15 protein-coding genes are annotated in these 15,099 nt (G+C 63.9%); 4 read left to right on the forward strand and 11 right to left on the reverse strand.

Annotated features, from left to right (window positions below; all coding sequences use genetic code 11):
* Position 1: 1 nt before the first annotated feature.
* From DH08_RS08905 to rpsD, 3 genes are all read right to left on the reverse strand, one after another.
* A complete protein-coding gene (locus tag DH08_RS08905) occupies positions 2–829 on the reverse strand; it encodes an inositol monophosphatase family protein (RefSeq protein WP_192178955.1) in 828 nt (275 codons plus the stop codon).
* The gene (ttcA, locus tag DH08_RS08910; protein ID WP_192178956.1) at positions 819–1,712 is read right to left on the reverse strand and encodes a tRNA 2-thiocytidine(32) synthetase TtcA; all 894 of its coding nucleotides are present in this window, start codon (positions 1,710–1,712) and stop codon (positions 819–821) included. Before ttcA ends, DH08_RS08905 begins: the two co-directional genes overlap by 11 nt.
* A gap of 142 nt (positions 1,713–1,854) precedes the next feature.
* Positions 1,855–2,472 carry a 30S ribosomal protein S4 gene (gene rpsD, locus DH08_RS08915; RefSeq protein ID WP_006206017.1) on the reverse strand — a complete coding sequence of 206 codons (618 nt, stop codon included), beginning with the start codon at positions 2,470–2,472 and terminating at the stop codon, positions 1,855–1,857.
* A gap of 383 nt (positions 2,473–2,855) precedes the next feature.
* Between rpsD and DH08_RS08920 the strand changes: the two genes are divergently transcribed.
* The gene (locus tag DH08_RS08920; protein ID WP_192178957.1) at positions 2,856–3,065 is read left to right on the forward strand and encodes a hypothetical protein; all 210 of its coding nucleotides are present in this window, start codon (positions 2,856–2,858) and stop codon (positions 3,063–3,065) included.
* 90 nt (positions 3,066–3,155) lie between these two features.
* Here DH08_RS08920 and DH08_RS08925 read toward each other — a convergent pair whose 3' ends face one another.
* From DH08_RS08925 to DH08_RS08940, 4 genes are all read right to left on the reverse strand, one after another.
* Positions 3,156–3,338 carry a DUF3008 family protein gene (locus DH08_RS08925; protein ID WP_120015466.1) on the reverse strand — a complete coding sequence of 61 codons (183 nt, stop codon included), beginning with the start codon at positions 3,336–3,338 and terminating at the stop codon, positions 3,156–3,158.
* A 68-nt stretch (positions 3,339–3,406) separates the two neighbouring features.
* Positions 3,407–4,219, reverse strand: coding sequence for a glutamate racemase (gene murI, locus DH08_RS08930; RefSeq protein ID WP_192178958.1), 813 nt, complete (start codon positions 4,217–4,219; stop codon positions 3,407–3,409).
* Between the two features lie 178 nt (positions 4,220–4,397).
* Positions 4,398–4,988 carry a DUF805 domain-containing protein gene (locus DH08_RS08935; protein ID WP_192178959.1) on the reverse strand — a complete coding sequence of 197 codons (591 nt, stop codon included), beginning with the start codon at positions 4,986–4,988 and terminating at the stop codon, positions 4,398–4,400.
* A 78-nt stretch (positions 4,989–5,066) separates the two neighbouring features.
* A complete protein-coding gene (locus DH08_RS08940) occupies positions 5,067–5,912 on the reverse strand; it encodes an RNA methyltransferase (RefSeq protein ID WP_192178960.1) in 846 nt (281 codons plus the stop codon).
* 220 nt (positions 5,913–6,132) lie between these two features.
* Here DH08_RS08940 and DH08_RS08945 point away from each other — a divergent pair, with 220 nt between their 5' ends.
* Both DH08_RS08945 and DH08_RS08950 read left to right on the forward strand, forming a co-directional pair.
* A complete protein-coding gene (locus DH08_RS08945) occupies positions 6,133–7,344 on the forward strand; it encodes an NADP-dependent isocitrate dehydrogenase (RefSeq protein ID WP_192178961.1) in 1,212 nt (403 codons plus the stop codon).
* 12 nt (positions 7,345–7,356) lie between these two features.
* Complete coding sequence (locus DH08_RS08950; RefSeq protein ID WP_192178962.1) at positions 7,357–7,983, forward strand: glutathione S-transferase family protein; 627 nt, start codon at positions 7,357–7,359, stop codon at positions 7,981–7,983.
* A gap of 34 nt (positions 7,984–8,017) precedes the next feature.
* Here the strand turns inward: DH08_RS08950 and DH08_RS08955 are convergent, their stop codons facing one another.
* The 4 genes from DH08_RS08955 to recA all read right to left on the reverse strand — a co-directional run bounded on the left by DH08_RS08955 (position 8,018) and on the right by recA (position 13,838).
* Entirely contained in the window at positions 8,018–8,497 is a 480-nt protein-coding gene (locus tag DH08_RS08955; RefSeq protein WP_192178963.1) for a DUF2269 family protein, read from the reverse strand.
* Positions 8,494–9,789 (reverse strand): SDR family oxidoreductase, encoded by a 1,296-nt coding sequence (locus tag DH08_RS08960; RefSeq protein ID WP_192178964.1) that lies wholly within the window; start codon positions 9,787–9,789, stop codon positions 8,494–8,496. Before DH08_RS08960 ends, DH08_RS08955 begins: the two co-directional genes overlap by 4 nt.
* A 10-nt stretch (positions 9,790–9,799) precedes the next feature.
* Positions 9,800–12,466 (reverse strand): alanine--tRNA ligase, encoded by a 2,667-nt coding sequence (gene alaS / locus DH08_RS08965; protein ID WP_192178965.1) that lies wholly within the window; start codon positions 12,464–12,466, stop codon positions 9,800–9,802.
* A 271-nt stretch (positions 12,467–12,737) separates the two neighbouring features.
* Entirely contained in the window at positions 12,738–13,838 is a 1,101-nt protein-coding gene (gene recA, locus DH08_RS08970; protein ID WP_040584057.1) for a recombinase RecA, read from the reverse strand.
* A 281-nt stretch (positions 13,839–14,119) separates the two neighbouring features.
* On the opposite strand from recA, the gene DH08_RS08975 reads away from it, so the two are divergent.
* Positions 14,120–15,064 carry a carbohydrate kinase family protein gene (locus DH08_RS08975; RefSeq protein ID WP_192178966.1) on the forward strand — a complete coding sequence of 315 codons (945 nt, stop codon included), beginning with the start codon at positions 14,120–14,122 and terminating at the stop codon, positions 15,062–15,064.
* Positions 15,065–15,099 lie beyond the last annotated feature (35 nt).

Genomic DNA, 15,099 nt, shown 5'->3' on the forward strand with positions numbered 1-15,099 from the left:
CCTATGCGGCCCAGAGTTCGCGGCGCAGTTCCTGCCAGCTCTGCCTGTCGGGCGCGACGAGCAGGCCGCCGTCGAGATGCGAAGGCCGGTAGGGGCTGCCGTCGAAGCGCGCGGCATGGCCGCCGGCCTCGGTATGGATCAGCGCACCGGCAAGATGGTCCCACGGCATCAGCTTGGCGTAGACGACGAAATGGGCATGGCCGCTGGCCAGCAGGCGGTATTCATGCGCCGCGCAGCGATAGCCGAATTGCGAGAGCGACTTGGTTTGGTTGCGCGCCAGGCGCGAACGCTCCGGCTCCGGCATGTATTGCCATGACACCGCGCCGGTCATTTGCGAGATCGGCACCGGCTCCGCAACGTGCACCTTCTCCAGGCTGCCATGGGCGTGACGGATATGGCTGCCGGCTCCCCTGGCGCCGATCAGCCAGTCCTTGCCGACCGGGTCGTGGATGATGCCGGCGACGGTCTCGCCCTTGACCACGACGGCCAGCATGACGCCGAACAACGGCACGCCGGAGGCGAAGTTGAAGGTGCCGTCGACCGGATCGATGACGAAGGCGAGATCGGCATCGCCGAGGCCGCCAAGCAGCGCCGGATTGTCGGAGCAGGCTTCCTCGCCGACGATCATGGCCTCAGGATAGCGCTCGCGCAGTCGCGCGGTGATCAGCCGCTCGGCATTGACGTCGGCCTCCGTAACCAGGTCGGCAGCGGACGTCTTCTGGCGGATGTCGCCCTCGCCCAGCCGGCGAAAGCGCGGCATGATCTCGGCTCTGGCCACGTCGGACAGAAGGTCGGCGAGCCAGTCGATCGCTTTGTCGTCAAATGTCATCAGGATTGTCTTGCCGGAGATCTGGAGCTTCGTTGAGAGCGACGAAATCGAACAGTTTTCGGTCGAGCAGATGCGATGGCCGCACATTGGCCATGGCACGGATCATCGTGTCCTTGCGGCCGGGCATGCGCTTTTCCAGGTCGTCCAGCATCACCTTCATGGCGTTGCGCTGCAGGCCTTCCTGGCTGCCGCAAAGGTCGCAGGGGATGATCGGGAACTTCATGGCGCCGGCGAACTTTTCGAGATCGGCCTCGGCGTTATAGGCGAGCGGCCGCAGCACCATGACGTCGCCGTCGTCGTTGAGCAGCTTTGGCGGCATGGCGGCCAGACGGCCGCCATGGAACAGGTTCATGAAGAAGGTTTCGAGAATGTCCTCTCGATGGTGGCCGAGCACAAGTGCCGAGCAGCCCTCCTCGCGCGCGATGCGGTAGAGATGGCCGCGCCGCAGCCGCGAACACAACGAACAATAGGTGCTGCCCTCGGGCAGCTTGTCGGTGACCACCGAATAGGTGTCCTGATACTCGATGCGGTGCCGGATGCCGTTTCTGTCGAGATAATCCGGCAATATGTGCTTCGGGAAATTCGGCTGGCCCTGGTCGAGATTGCAGGCCAGCAGTTCGACCGGCAGCAACCCGCGCCATTTGAGGTCGAGCAGCACGGCGAGCAAGCCGTAGGAATCCTTGCCGCCCGACAAGGCCACCAGCCAGCGATCGCCGGGCCTGACCATTGCGAAATCGTCGATCGCCTGGCGGGTGAGTCGCAGCAGCCGCTTGCGCAGCTTGTTGAACTCGACGGAAGACGGCACATCGGCGAACAGCGGATGAAAGCCGCCTTCGGCATCGGCGACCGGTTCAAGCGATTCGACGTCTGGCAGCATGTTCATGGCGCGTCGGCCCAAATCTCAGTTGTGCCCGGATTAGCGCATCGGCCCAGAAATCGAAATCGGATTTTGGCAAAGCGCGATGCACAAAAGAAAAAGGCCGCCTCGACGGGCGGCCTTCGGTGGTTTCGCTGAATGCGTTCGATCAGCGCGAATAGAATTCGACGACCAGGTTCGGTTCCATCTGCACGGCGAACGGAACGTCCGACAGGCCGGGGATGCGCGCGAAGGTCGCGACCATCTTGTTGTGGTCGGCCTCGATGTAGTCGGGCACGTCGCGCTCGGCGAGGCCAACCGATTCCAGCACGATCACCAACTGCTTCGACTTCTCGCGCACTTCCACGACATCGCCCGGCTTGCAGCGGTACGAGCCGATGTTGACGCGCTTGCCGTTGACGTTGACGTGGCCGTGGTTGACGAACTGACGGGCGGCGAAAATGGTCGGCACGAACTTGGCGCGGTAGACGACCGCGTCGAGACGCGACTCGAGCAGGCCGATCAGGTTCTCCGAGGTGTCGCCCTTGCGGCGATCGGCCTCTTCATAGACCTTGCGGAACTGCTTTTCCGAAACGTCGCCATAGTGACCCTTCAGCTTCTGCTTGGCGCGCAGCTGCAGGCCGAAATCGGAAAGCTTGCCCTTGCGGCGCTGGCCGTGCTGGCCGGGGCCGTATTCACGCTTGTTGACCGGAGACTTCGGGCGGCCCCAGATATTTTCGCCAAGACGGCGGTCGATCTTGTACTTCGCGGATTCGCGCTTGCTCATCGCATTCCCTTTCAAAACAAACCACCCGGAACCTCATGGTCCGGGTGAAGGAAACGCGCCCTCCTCTGGCCTCCGTTTTCGAGACCTGACAGGGTTTTCCACGCAACGCGACGGAAAACCCACGGGACACGTCAGTTCAAACAAGACCAAGGAAACGAAAAACCTGATTTCCCTGAGGTCTTGCCATGCAAAATAAACGACCGGGCATTGCGGCCCGGTGTTGGGGCGCTGGTTAAACGGAGATTTAACCGGTGTCAAGCTCGCGGCTGGCGCCGGCGATAGCGACAACATAACGTCTTTGGGTTGAGTGCGGTGCCGGATGTGGCGGCAGGTTGCGCCGGCGGCATCAGGAAGGGAACGAAGTTAGAGGAGCCCAAAGTCGCATGAAGAAGTACTTCCTTTCGTTGGTGGGTGCAGCCGTACTGGCAGGATCGATGTCCGTTGCCGTACCGGAACCGGCACAGGCGCGGCATTGGCATGGCCACCGGCCACATCAGGTCTGCCGCATCGTGGTCAAGAAGAAGGTCGTGTGGCGGCACGGCCACAAGAAGGTCATCCGCTACAAGGTAAAGCGCTGCTGGTTGCGCTGGTAAGCCAGGCTTCGCTCAGAGGACTGACAATCGCAATCGAAGCCCGCGGTCCTGGCCGCGGGCTTTTTGATGGACCGCCGCTGGTGTGGCGCTTCAATGCTTCTTCTTGGGCAGCCCCTTGCGCTTGGTCTCGGCGAATTCCTCGAGCTGCTTCTCGCTCATCGATTCGTACATTTCCTTCGATGCGCCTTTGAGCTCGCTCTTCTTCGTCTCGCCGCGCTTAGCAGACAGTGCCGCGCCGGCAGCCATTTGCTGGGCTTTCGAGGTGGCTGGCATGATCGGTTCTCCCGTTTGCGATGGGAGGAAAACGCAGCCGTCCCCGATGATGTTCCCGGTGCCGGCGATCAAGACATCGCCAACCCAAAGCCCTGCAGCAGCCGGCGGGTCGGGAAATCGGTTCTGTTCGAGGTGAAGACGGCAAGGTCGGCGCCTTCCGGCAAGACCTCGCCGCGACCGTTTGGGTCGATGTCTGCGAGCAGCGAAACGGCGCGGCGCGCGATCGCTTCAGCGGGATCGAGCCAATCGACGGGCCAGGGTGCGGTCTTGCGCATGCGGTTCGCCAGAAAGGGATAGTGGGTGCAGGCAAGCACGACGATGTCGGTGCGCAGCTCGTCACGCTCGACGAAACACGGCGCGATCTCGGCGCGCACGGCCTCTTCGTCGACGAAGCCGTCGCGCATGTAGATTTCGGCCAATGGCGCCAGGCGGTCGGAGCCGACCAGCCGGACATGGCATTTCGACGCCCATTTGCTGATCAGGTCGCGCGTATATTGGCGCTTGACGGTGCCGGGCGTGGCCAGCACCGAGACCAGGCCCGAGCGCGTGCGCTCCGCCGCCGGCTTGATCGCCGGCACCATGCCGACGAAAGGATGGCCGGGAAATCTCTCGCGCAAGGCTTCGATGACCAGCGTCGACGCCGTGTTGCAGGCGATAACCGAAATGGCCGGCGCAAACCGGTCGAGCAGCCTTGCGAACAATTCCAGTATATGCACCCTGAGCGCCGGCTCCTCCCAGGCGCCATAGGGGAAAGCCGCGTCGTCGGCGACATAGACGAAGCGGCGATCGGGCATCAGCACGCGCGCCTCGCGCAGCACGGTGAGGCCGCCAACGCCGGAATCGAACATCAGGATCGGGCGGTGGCTTGATCGATCGTTCATTGTCATCTGATCACGAGAAGAGGCTGGGGACCACGGGAAGAGGCTGGCCCATAATTTGGCCAATGGCGCTTCTATCGCGAACGATCATGATCTTGAAGTGGCGAATGCCATCTTGAAGTGGCGGACGCCAGCAAGTTTTGTGCAGTTCCGGGCGGAGACCCAATCTTCCCGGAACTGCTCAGAGTCCACGCTTGCCGAAGCCGGCGGGCCGTGGCCGGCCGATTGGCTGAGCGGCCGGCGCGGCAGCACGCGGGGCAGACGGTACTGCGCTCGCGGCCATCCTGCTACCGCCCGCTGGCGCGGGAACGGCGCCATCGAAATCAAAAACAGATGTCAGTTCGTCGATATCGACGCCGCCAGCTGGCTTTGCCACCAGGATCGATACCCAGAGGCCGAATATGGAAAGGCCTAGCAGGTTCAAGCCGCCGGGCACGCTGTCTGGGTTGCCGAAGTCGATGACCAGCATGGTACCTGCCTGCAAGACTGCGTAGATGGCGGAGAACACGATGTAGGCCCACAGGATCCAACTGCGTCCGTTGGCGTCGCGGCTGCGGCGCCAGGCGATGTTGCCACGCAGCAGCACAAACGCCAGAGACATGACCAGGATGACGCCAGCCATCCCCTGCCGCGACGGGCCGGGTGTCGAATTGATCAACCCCGCGAAGCCGATCGTTCCCGCAATGCAGACGACGATCGCCACAATCTCCGCCACCGTCGCGGCGAGAGAGTAAAGAAAGAAGCGTAAACGACCGATACTGGACGTAAACATCCAACACCCCCAGTTTTGGGGATAATGGACGAAACCGAATAAGATTCGGTTACTGGCGAGCCTCAAGTTTAACCGGTTCTATTCTTCCTTGTCCGGCGACTGGTTTCGCGCCGCTGCAGGAAGCCGCCTCGGATCATCTCCAGGCGAACCGTCTCCGCGCGGCATCGCCGGTGAAAACCTGTCCAGCGACGAGATGATGCCACGCAGCACCTTGAGTTCCGGCTCGGCGAAACCGGCGCGTGTCAGGACGGCGCGCAGATTGTCGACCATCTTCGGCTTCTTCTGCGCCGGGCGGAAATAGCCGCGCGCTTCAAGCGCGCCTTCCAGATAGGCGAACAGGCCGTGCAATTGCTCCTTGGTCGCCGGCAGCATTTCGGGGCCGGAGAAATTGGTTTTGGTCTCGTCCTCGAGACCGGACTTCATCCATTCATAGGACATCAGAAGTGCTGCCTGGGCGATGTTGAGCGAGGAGAAGGCCGGATCGACGGGAAAGGTGACGATCTCGTCGGCGAGACCCACTTCGTCATTGTAGAGTCCAAAACGCTCGCGGCCGAACAGAATGCCGGTGCGCTGGCCGGCTGTGTGACGTGCCCGCAACGCCCTGCCCGCTTCGACCGGGCCGCGCACGGCCTTAAAGCCGTCGCGCTCCCGCGCCGTGGTGGCGAAGACGAAATTGAGATCGGCGATTGCCGAGGCGAGATCGTCGAACACTTTGACGGCATCGATGACATGGTCGGCGCGGCTCGCGGCAGCGCGCGCCTTCTCGCTCGGCCAGCCGTCGCGCGGATTGACCAGGCGCAGTTCGGCAAGGCCGAAATTGGCCATGGCGCGCGCGACCATGCCGATATTCTCGCCGAGCTGCGGTTCGACGAGGATGATCGCCGGGCCGGCGGCGGCGGTGCTGGGATTTTCGTCGGCTGACATCGTCGTCAATGAACTGCTGTTTGCGGCATTTCAGCGTCCCCTGCCACATTCGGCCGCGAAAATGAAGCTCCAGCAAGGACCTGCCGATGCCACGGTCGAACCGAGCAGCGCGGATCGCCGTTTGCGCGGCCAAAAATGCTTTGATATACGAGCCGCATCCCCGGCCGAAAGCCATGCGGGCAGGCCGCTCCGATATTCCCAGCAACGAGGCATTCTTTCCATGGCAAAGATCAAGGTGGCGAACCCGGTCGTCGAACTCGACGGCGACGAGATGACCCGCATCATCTGGCAGTTCATCAAGGACAAGCTGATCCACCCCTATCTCGACCTCACGCTCGACTATTACGACCTCGGCGTCGAGCACCGCGACGCCACCGGCGACCAGGTGACCATCGACGCGGCCAACGCCATCAAGAAGCACGGCGTCGGCGTGAAATGCGCGACGATCACCCCCGACGAGCAGCGCGTCGAGGAATTCAAGCTGAAGAAGATGTGGAAGTCGCCGAACGGCACGATCCGCAACATCCTCGGCGGCACCATCTTCCGCGAGCCGATCATCATGAAGAACGTGCCGCGCCTGGTGCCCGGCTGGACCAAGCCGATCATCGTCGGCCGTCACGCTTTCGGCGACCAGTACCGCGCCACCGATTTCCGCTTCCCCGGCAAGGGCAAGCTGACCATCAAGTTCGTCGGCGAGGACGGCAAGGTGATCGAGCACGACGTGTTCGACGCGCCGGCGGCCGGCGTCGCCATGGCCATGTACAATCTCGACGAGTCGATCCGCGAGTTCGCCCGCGCCTCGCTGAACTACGGCCTGCTGCGCAACTACCCGGTCTATCTGTCGACCAAGAACACCATCCTCAAGGCCTATGACGGCCGCTTCAAGGACATCTTCCAGGAAGTCTACGAGGCTGAGTTCGAGGCCGAGTTCAAGGCGAAGAAGCTGTGGTACGAGCACCGGCTGATCGACGACATGGTGGCCTCCAGCCTGAAATGGTCGGGCGGCTATGTCTGGGCCTGCAAGAACTATGACGGCGACGTGCAGTCCGACACGGTGGCGCAAGGTTTTGGGTCGCTCGGCCTGATGACCTCGGTGCTGATGACGCCGGACGGCAAGACGGTGGAAGCCGAAGCCGCGCACGGCACCGTGACGCGCCACTACCGCCAGCACCAGAAGGGCGAGGAGACCTCGACCAATTCGATCGCCTCGATCTTCGCCTGGACGCGCGGTCTGGCCCACCGCGCCAAGCTCGACGACAATGCCGAGCTGAAGCGCTTCGCCGAGACACTGGAGAAGGTCTGCATTCAGACCGTCGAGAGCGGCTTCATGACCAAGGACCTGTCGCTGCTGATCGGCCCCGACCAGCCCTGGCTCTCGACCACCGGCTTCCTCGACAAGATCGACGAGAATTTGCAGAAGGCGATGGCCTGACCGGCAATCGCCTTGGGCAAGCCCATCGTCTACGGGGCGGACTTCAGCGTCTATGTGCGCATCGTCCGCCTCGCACTCGAGGAAAAGGGCATCGACTACGAACTCGTGCCGGTCGATGTCTTCGCGTCGGAAGGCATTCCGGCCTGGTATCTCGAGCACCATCCGTTCGGCCGCATCCCGGCCTTCGAGCATGATGGGTTTCGCCTGTTCGAGGCGAGCGCCATTGCCAGCTATGTCGACGAGGCGTTCGACGGCCCGGCACTGCAGCCGACGGATGCCCGCGCCCGCGCAACCATGAACCAGATCATCGGCATGCTCGATGCTTATGCCTATCGGGCGATGGTCTGGGACGTTGCCGTCGAGCGGCTGGAGAATACGCCGCCGGACGAGGCGCTGATCGCCAGCGGGCTTCGCCAGGCCGACACGGTGCTGTCGGTGCTGACGGCTCTTAAGAGTGAGGGGCCGTGGCTGCTGGGGTCGCAACTGACCCTTGCCGACCTGCATGCGGCGCCGGTCATCGGCTATTTCCTCAAGGTTGCCGAAGGGCGAGAACTTCTGGCAACGTTTCCGGAGATCAGGGATTGGTGGGCCCGCATCGCCGGGCGCGCGAGCTTCGCCAGGACCGAAAAGGCCGATTGAGCCGCCGCAGACCGAGCCCAGCAGAAGGCGACAGCTAAAACCCTATCTCGGGCCGGGTGACCATCAGCCAGAGTATGGCGAGCACTGCGGCGAAAGCCGGGAAGCAGCAAGCGAACCAGATGCGAAAAAGGCGCTTCTCTTCGGCGGGCAGCGGTCTGTTCTCGATCGCTGCCTGTCGCGCCAGATTTCTTATCCGGATCTGGATCCAGACAACGGGCAGCCAGAACAGACCGGTCACGACATAAAGCAGCAAGGACAGCACGATCCAGCCCTCGGACAGCGGCCAGCCCATTGCCTGCGCCAGCAGCACACCCGATATCGGCTGCACGATGACGGCCGTCGCCGTGAACATAGTGTCGGCGATGACGACGGTGCCCGCGACATGGGCGACGATGTCGGCCTGGCCGGTACGCTGCGCCATCAGCATGAAGAAGGCGATGCCCGCCCCAGTGCCAAAGAGAACCGTTGCACCGATGACGTGCACCCAGCGCAGTAGGTCGACCCAGGGGCTCATCGCTCGTCGAGAACCGCAAGCGCGACCAGCACTAGGCAAAGCGCGGGGATTGTCTTGACCAGCGGTCCCAGCGGAGCGAGCCACAAATCGGGGGCAAGAAGCGTCGACGCCGCCAGGTAGAACAGCGTGATCACGATCATCGCCAGCAGCGCCGGCCTGGCCAAGGGCCGGACCAGAACCGCCGCGCCGACCAGGATATCCGCGGCACTGCCGGCCAGAACAGAGAACTGCGCGAAATTCGTCGGCACGCCGCGCGAGACGAGAATGTCCGCGGCCTCGTCTTGCCGGATCAGGCCGACAATGCCCGAGACAAGCCAGAACAGGGACAGGCAGGCAAAGATGACCGGCTTTGCCAGCCAGAGCCGGGCGAACCATCGCTCCTGAACATGCGCGGGCATGTCGGCCAGCGTCGCTTCCAGCGGCTGCAGCGGATGGTCGCAAACATCGTTCCAGGACTGGGCATTGCCCGTAACACCGTCGGCCAGCGCGGCAAGTGCCGAGCTGCGCAAAGGAGATCGCCAACCAAGCTTGCCAAGGACGTCGGCACCGGCGCCGGCAAGCCGGCCGATAATGGCCGGCATCGGCACGACCCGCGCCTGCGGCAGACCAAGCCATGCACGAAAGGCTGACAGGACATCGGCGAGAGACCGGGCCTTGCCTTCGACGAGATCGATGGCAAGGCGCGGCGGCAAAGAGCCGCCGACCGCGCGTGAAACCGCTTCGGCGACGTCGGCGACCGATACGGTCTGGATCGGCTGGCGCGATAGGACCGCGGGAACAAAACCGGGGAAGGCTGCAAGAGCACGCAAAAGCGCGGTCCCGCCATAGGCCGCCGGCGCGATCACCAGACCCGGCCGCAGGATCGTCCATTCCAGCGACGAGCTCGCGACGGCCTTGTCGCCTGCCGCCTTGGTGCTGAAGAAAGGATTTGTCGAGGCGAGATCGGCACCGATCGCGGAGATCTGCACGAAACGACCCACACCGGCCCGTTCGCATGCCGCGACCAGCGCCACCACCGCGCGCCGGTGAACGGCGTCGAGACGGTCGCGCGGGCCGTCCTGCAAGGCGCCTGCGGCGTTGACGACCACATCCATGCCCGCAACCACCGGCAGCCAGTCTTCAGCGGCAAGCAGTCGCGACATGTCGGCCGCGATCCAGCGCACCGCTGGCCTGCGCCGCTGAGCGTCCAGAACATCGCGGCCAAGGCCGGCCACATGATGGCCATCGCGGAGCAAGCGGCCAATGAGGGCTTCCCCGATCAGACCATAGCCGCCGAGAATAAGCACCTTCATGTGGTGGCTTTCAGGCTGCTTCGAGCGCCGCCCTTACCGCTGCAATCGCGTCGCCGGCCTTCGAGGCGTCGGGACCGCCGGCCTGGGCCATGTCCGGGCGGCCGCCGCCGCCCTGCCCGCCGAGTGCCGCGGACGCGACGCGCACCAGGTCGACGGCGCTGAAGCGGCTGAGCAAATCGTCGGTCACGGCGACCACGACGCTGGCCTTGTTGTCCTCGCCGGCGCCGACGAAGACGACGACGCCGGAACCGAGCGACGACTTGCCGGCATCGGCCAGCGGCTTCAGGTCCTTCGGCGCCACGCCGGAGACGGCCTTGCCGAGGAAGCCAACGCCGGCAACGGTCTCGTTCTCGGCCGGCGCACCGGCGGCCGCGCCGCCGCCCAGCGCCAGTTTCTTGCGCGCTTCGGTCAGTTCCTTCTCGAGCTTCTTGCGTTCGTCGAGCAGCGCCTCGACGCGCGCCGGCACATCGGCCGGCGAGATCTTCAGCGTCGCGGCAACCGTCTTCAGCCGCCTGTCCTGCTCGTCGAGATGTTTCCTGGCGGCCTCGCCGGTCAACGCCTCGATGCGGCGCACGCCGGCGGCGACCGCGCTGTCCGAAACAACGCGCACCAGGCCGATGTCGCCGGTCGCCCTGACATGCGTGCCGCCGCAAAGCTCGACCGAATAGGGCCGGTTGGCCTTGGCGCCATGCAGGCCCGTGCCCATCGACACGACGCGCACTTCATCGCCGTACTTCTCGCCGAACAGCGCCATGGCGCCCTCGGCAATGGCGTCGTCGACCGACATCAGCCGCGTGGTCACCGGGCTGTTCTGCACGACGATCTCGTTTGCCATGCGCTCGACCTCTTCGAGATCCTCGGGCGAAATGGGCTTGTTGTGCGAGATGTCGAAGCGCAGGCGCTCGGGCGCGACCAGCGAGCCCTTCTGCGCGACATGGGTGCCGAGCACCTCGCGCAGCGCCTCATGGATCAGATGCGTCGCCGAATGGTTGGCGCGCAGCCTGGAGCGGCGCGCATGGTCGACCTTCAGCTCGACGGCAGCGCCGGTCTTGACCGTGCCGCTGGCCACCTTGCCGAGATGCACGAACAGCCCGTCGGCCTTCTTCTGCGTGTCTGATATCTCGATCGAGAACCCTTCGCCGGATATCACGCCAGTGTCGCCCATCTGGCCGCCGGACTCACCGTAGAACGGCGTCTGGTTGACGACCACGGCAACCGCGTCACCCTTGTTCGCGCTGTCGACGGTCTTGCCGTCGCTGACCAGCGCCATGATGAGGCCTTCCGCCTGCTCGGTCTCGTAGCCGAGAAACTCGGTGGCGCCGGTCTTCTCGCGCACCGCGAACCAGACGGTCTCGGTGGCAGCGTCGCCGGAACCGGCCCAGCTCTTGCGCGCCTCGGCCTTCTGCCGCTCCATCGCATCGGTGAAGCCGGCAAGATCGACCGAGATGCTGCGCTGGCGCAACGCGTCCTGCGTCAGGTCGAGCGGGAAGCCGTAGGTATCGTAGAGCCTGAAGGCCGTCTCACCATCCAGCATATCGCCGGCGCCAAGCGTTTCCGTAGCGTCCGAAAGCAGGCCGAGGCCGCGTGCCAGCGTCTTGCGAAAGCGGGTCTCTTCCAGCTTCAGCGTTTCGGTGATGAGCGCTTCGCCGCGCCCGAGTTCCGGATAGGCCTGGGCCATCTCACGGACCAGCGCCGGCACCAGCTTCCACATCAGCGGTTCGTTCGCGCCGAGCAGCTGCGCATGGCGCATGGCGCGGCGCATGATGCGACGCAGCACATAGCCGCGGCCTTCATTGGACGGCAGCACACCGTCGGCCACCAGGAAGCAGGAGGACCGCAGATGGTCGGCGATGACGCGGTACGAGCCGACAGTGTCGGCATCCGGGCCGCGGCCGAGCGCGGACGACGCGGCATCGATCAGGTGACGGAACAGGTCGGTTTCAAAAACGCTTTCCACCCCTTGCAGGATGGACGCCATGCGCTCCAGGCCCATGCCGGTGTCGATCGACGGCCGCGGCAGGTCGATGCGCTCTTCCTTGGTCACCTGTTCATATTGCATGAACACCAGGTTCCAGAACTCGAGGAAGCGGTCGCCATCCTCCTCCGGGGTGCCGGGACGACCGCCCCAGATGTGCTCGCCACGGTCGATGAATATCTCCGAGCATGGACCGCACGGACCGGTATCGCCCATCGCCCAGAAATTGTCGGAGGTCGGGATGCGGATGATGCGATCGTCCGAGAAGCCGGCGATCTTCTTCCAGAAGCCGGCCGCCTCGTCGTCGGTGTGATAGACGGTGACCAGCAACTTGTCCTTGTTCAGCCCGAACTCTTTGGTGATCAGGTTCCAGGCAAGCTCGATCGCGCGCTCCTTGAAATAGTCGCCGAAGGAGAAATTGCCGAGCATCTCGAAGAAGGTCAGGTGCCGCGCCGTGTAGCCGACATTGTCGAGATCGTTGTGCTTGCCGCCGGCGCGCACGCTCTTCTGCGCGGTCGTGGCACGCGAATAGGGCCGCTTCTCCAGACCGGTGAAGACGTTCTTGAACTGCACCATGCCGGCATTGGTGAACATCAATGTCGGGTCGTTGCGCGGCACCAGCGGGCTCGAAGCCACGACCTCGTGGCCCTCCTTGCGGAAATAGTCGAGGAATGTCGACCGGATCTCGTTCACGCCACTCATGAGTGCTGCCTTTTTCGCGAAAACCGCCGGCAACCCGGCGGAAACTGGTCTCTGCTTTTCAGAAGATGCACTGGCCTTTTAGCGGGCACGCTTCACCCTGTCCAGAAACACGGAATTGGGCCAATCCAGCAGCTGTCAGGCTGGCTTCACGCTGCCCAAAAACGAAAACCGCCGGCTCGAAGGCCGGCGGTTTGGAACGCGAAACTGTAGAACTCGGTTACTTAAGCATCGGGTAATAGACTAGATTTATGGCCGAACTCTGGCCGCTGCCTTACATGGCGCCGGATTCCTCCTCGAAGCCGTCGTCTTCGCCGCGCTCAGGGCCGCCATTTTCAAGGAACTTCTCGGCGATCAGCCCGGCATTTTGCCTGAGCGCCAGCTCGATCTCGCGCGCCGTGTCGGGATTGTCGCGCAGGAACAGTTTGGCGTTCTCGCGGCCCTGGCCGAGGCGCTGCGAATTGTAGGAGAACCAGGCACCGGACTTCTCGACCACGCCGGCCTTGACGCCGAGGTCGACCAGTTCGCCGGTCTTGGACACGCCCTCGCCATACATGATGTCGAACTCGACCACCTTGAAGGGCGGCGCCAGCTTGTTCTTGACCACCTTGACGCGGGTCTGGTTGCCGACGACCTCGTCGCGGTCCTTGACCGAACCGATGCGGCGGATGTCGAGGCGCACCGAAGCGTAGAATTTCAGCGCATTGCCGCCGGTCGTGGTTTCGGGCGAGCCGAACATGACGCCGATCTTCATGCGGATCTGGTTGATGAAGATGACCATGGTGTTGGAGCGCGAAATCGAAGCGGTCAGCTTGCGCAGCGCCTGGCTCATCAGGCGGGCCTGCAGGCCGGGCAGCGAATCGCCCATCTCGCCCTCGATTTCGGCGCGCGGCGTCAACGCTGCAACCGAATCGACGACCAGCACGTCGATGGCGCCGGAACGCACCAGCGTGTCACAGATTTCCAGCGCCTGCTCGCCGGTGTCGGGCTGCGAGATCAAAAGGTTCTCCAGGTCGACGCCGAGCTTGCGGGCATAGACCGGATCGAGCGCGTGCTCGGCGTCGACGAAGGCGCAGATGCCGCCCTTCTTCTGGGCCTCCGCCACCGTGTGCAGCGCCAGCGTCGTTTTGCCTGAGCTTTCCGGCCCGTAGATCTCGACGATGCGGCCGCGCGGCAGGCCACCGACGCCAAGCGCGATGTCGAGGCCAAGCGAGCCGGTGGGCACGGTTTCGATCTCGACGACCTGTTCGTTGGCACCAAGGCGCATGATCGAGCCCTTGCCGAAAGCGCGTTCGATCTGCGACAGCGCCGCGTCCAGAGCCTTTGATTTGTCCACTGCCTTATCCTCTACAAGCCGCAAAGTATTCTGAGCCATGATACATCACCCCTTGGTCGTCAATGAAGGCCGGACAATCCGTGATCCCTGATTATTTGTACCACTTTTGTTCTCGTTTTGCAAGGGGCGACAACTCTCTGAAAAGCAATCTCTATCCGGATTTGTTCTTTTTTTGTCTCATCCCTTCGTCCCGGGATGTATCCCGCATTCGCTCAGCCGATCCGATTGTATCGATCCACCGAATCGCTGCCTTGCCTGCGAAGCTCGGCCGCACAGCCTAGCGCTTGTGCGGCTGGAATAACAAAGGTCATATCGCCCGCATGGTGAAATCCTCAAAGATACTGGCTGTAGGCGGCGCCCATATCGATCGGCGCGGCCAGGTTGCAGGACCCTATGTGCCGGCCGCGTCCAATCCCGGGACGATGCGCGAGGATGTTGGCGGCGGCGTCTTCAACGCGCTGCGCAGCCTGGTGCGACGCGGTGTTTCTGCATCGCTGCTTTCGCTGCGCGGCGGCGACGCTTCGGGCGAGACGGTGTCGCGCGCCATCGCCGCGTCGGGCATCGCCGACCTGTCAGCAGTGTTCCTCGACCGCACCACGCCGAGCTATACGGCACTGATCGACCGTGACGGCGAGCTGATCGTCGGCTTTGCCGACATGGCGCTGTACGATCTTGCCTTCGCTAAGCAGATCCGCCGCGCCAAGGTGCGCGAGGTGATCGCCGCCGCCGACGCGATCCTGTGCGACGCCAATCTGCCGACCGCGGCACTCGAGCGGCTGGTGGCGCTGGCCGGCGTCAGGCCGGTATTCGCCATTGCCATCTCGCCGGCCAAGGTGGTGCGGCTGATGCCGGTGCTCAGCAGCCTGGCCCTGCTGTTCATGAACCGGCGCGAAGCAGTCGCGCTCGCCGGGGTAGATGCTGATGCCTCCGAGCAAGGCTTGGTCGACGGGTTGCGGCGCGCTGGTCTGAGAAGCGGCGTGGTGACGGCGGGCGGCGCCCCGGTGCTAGGCTTTGACGGAGACGGGCTTTTCGCCATCGCTCCCCCTGCCCCCCGACAGATCGCCGACGTTACCGGCGCCGGCGATGCGCTGGCGGGCGCGACGATTGCCGCCCTGCTGCGCGGACTGTCGCTGCGCGCCGCGCTTCGGGAAGGTGTCGCCGCGGCGACGCTTGCCATCGAGAGCTGCGATGCCGTGCCGGACTTCACGGCGGCGAGCTTTGCCGCTGCGCTGGCCCTTGTGCCGCAGCCGCGGGAAATGGCATGAGGGCGGCCAGTTCAGCTTGCTAGATCGGAGACAGA

Source organism: Mesorhizobium amorphae (assembly GCF_014843845.1).
GTDB classification, from domain to species: Bacteria; Pseudomonadota; Alphaproteobacteria; order Rhizobiales; family Rhizobiaceae; genus Mesorhizobium; species Mesorhizobium amorphae_A.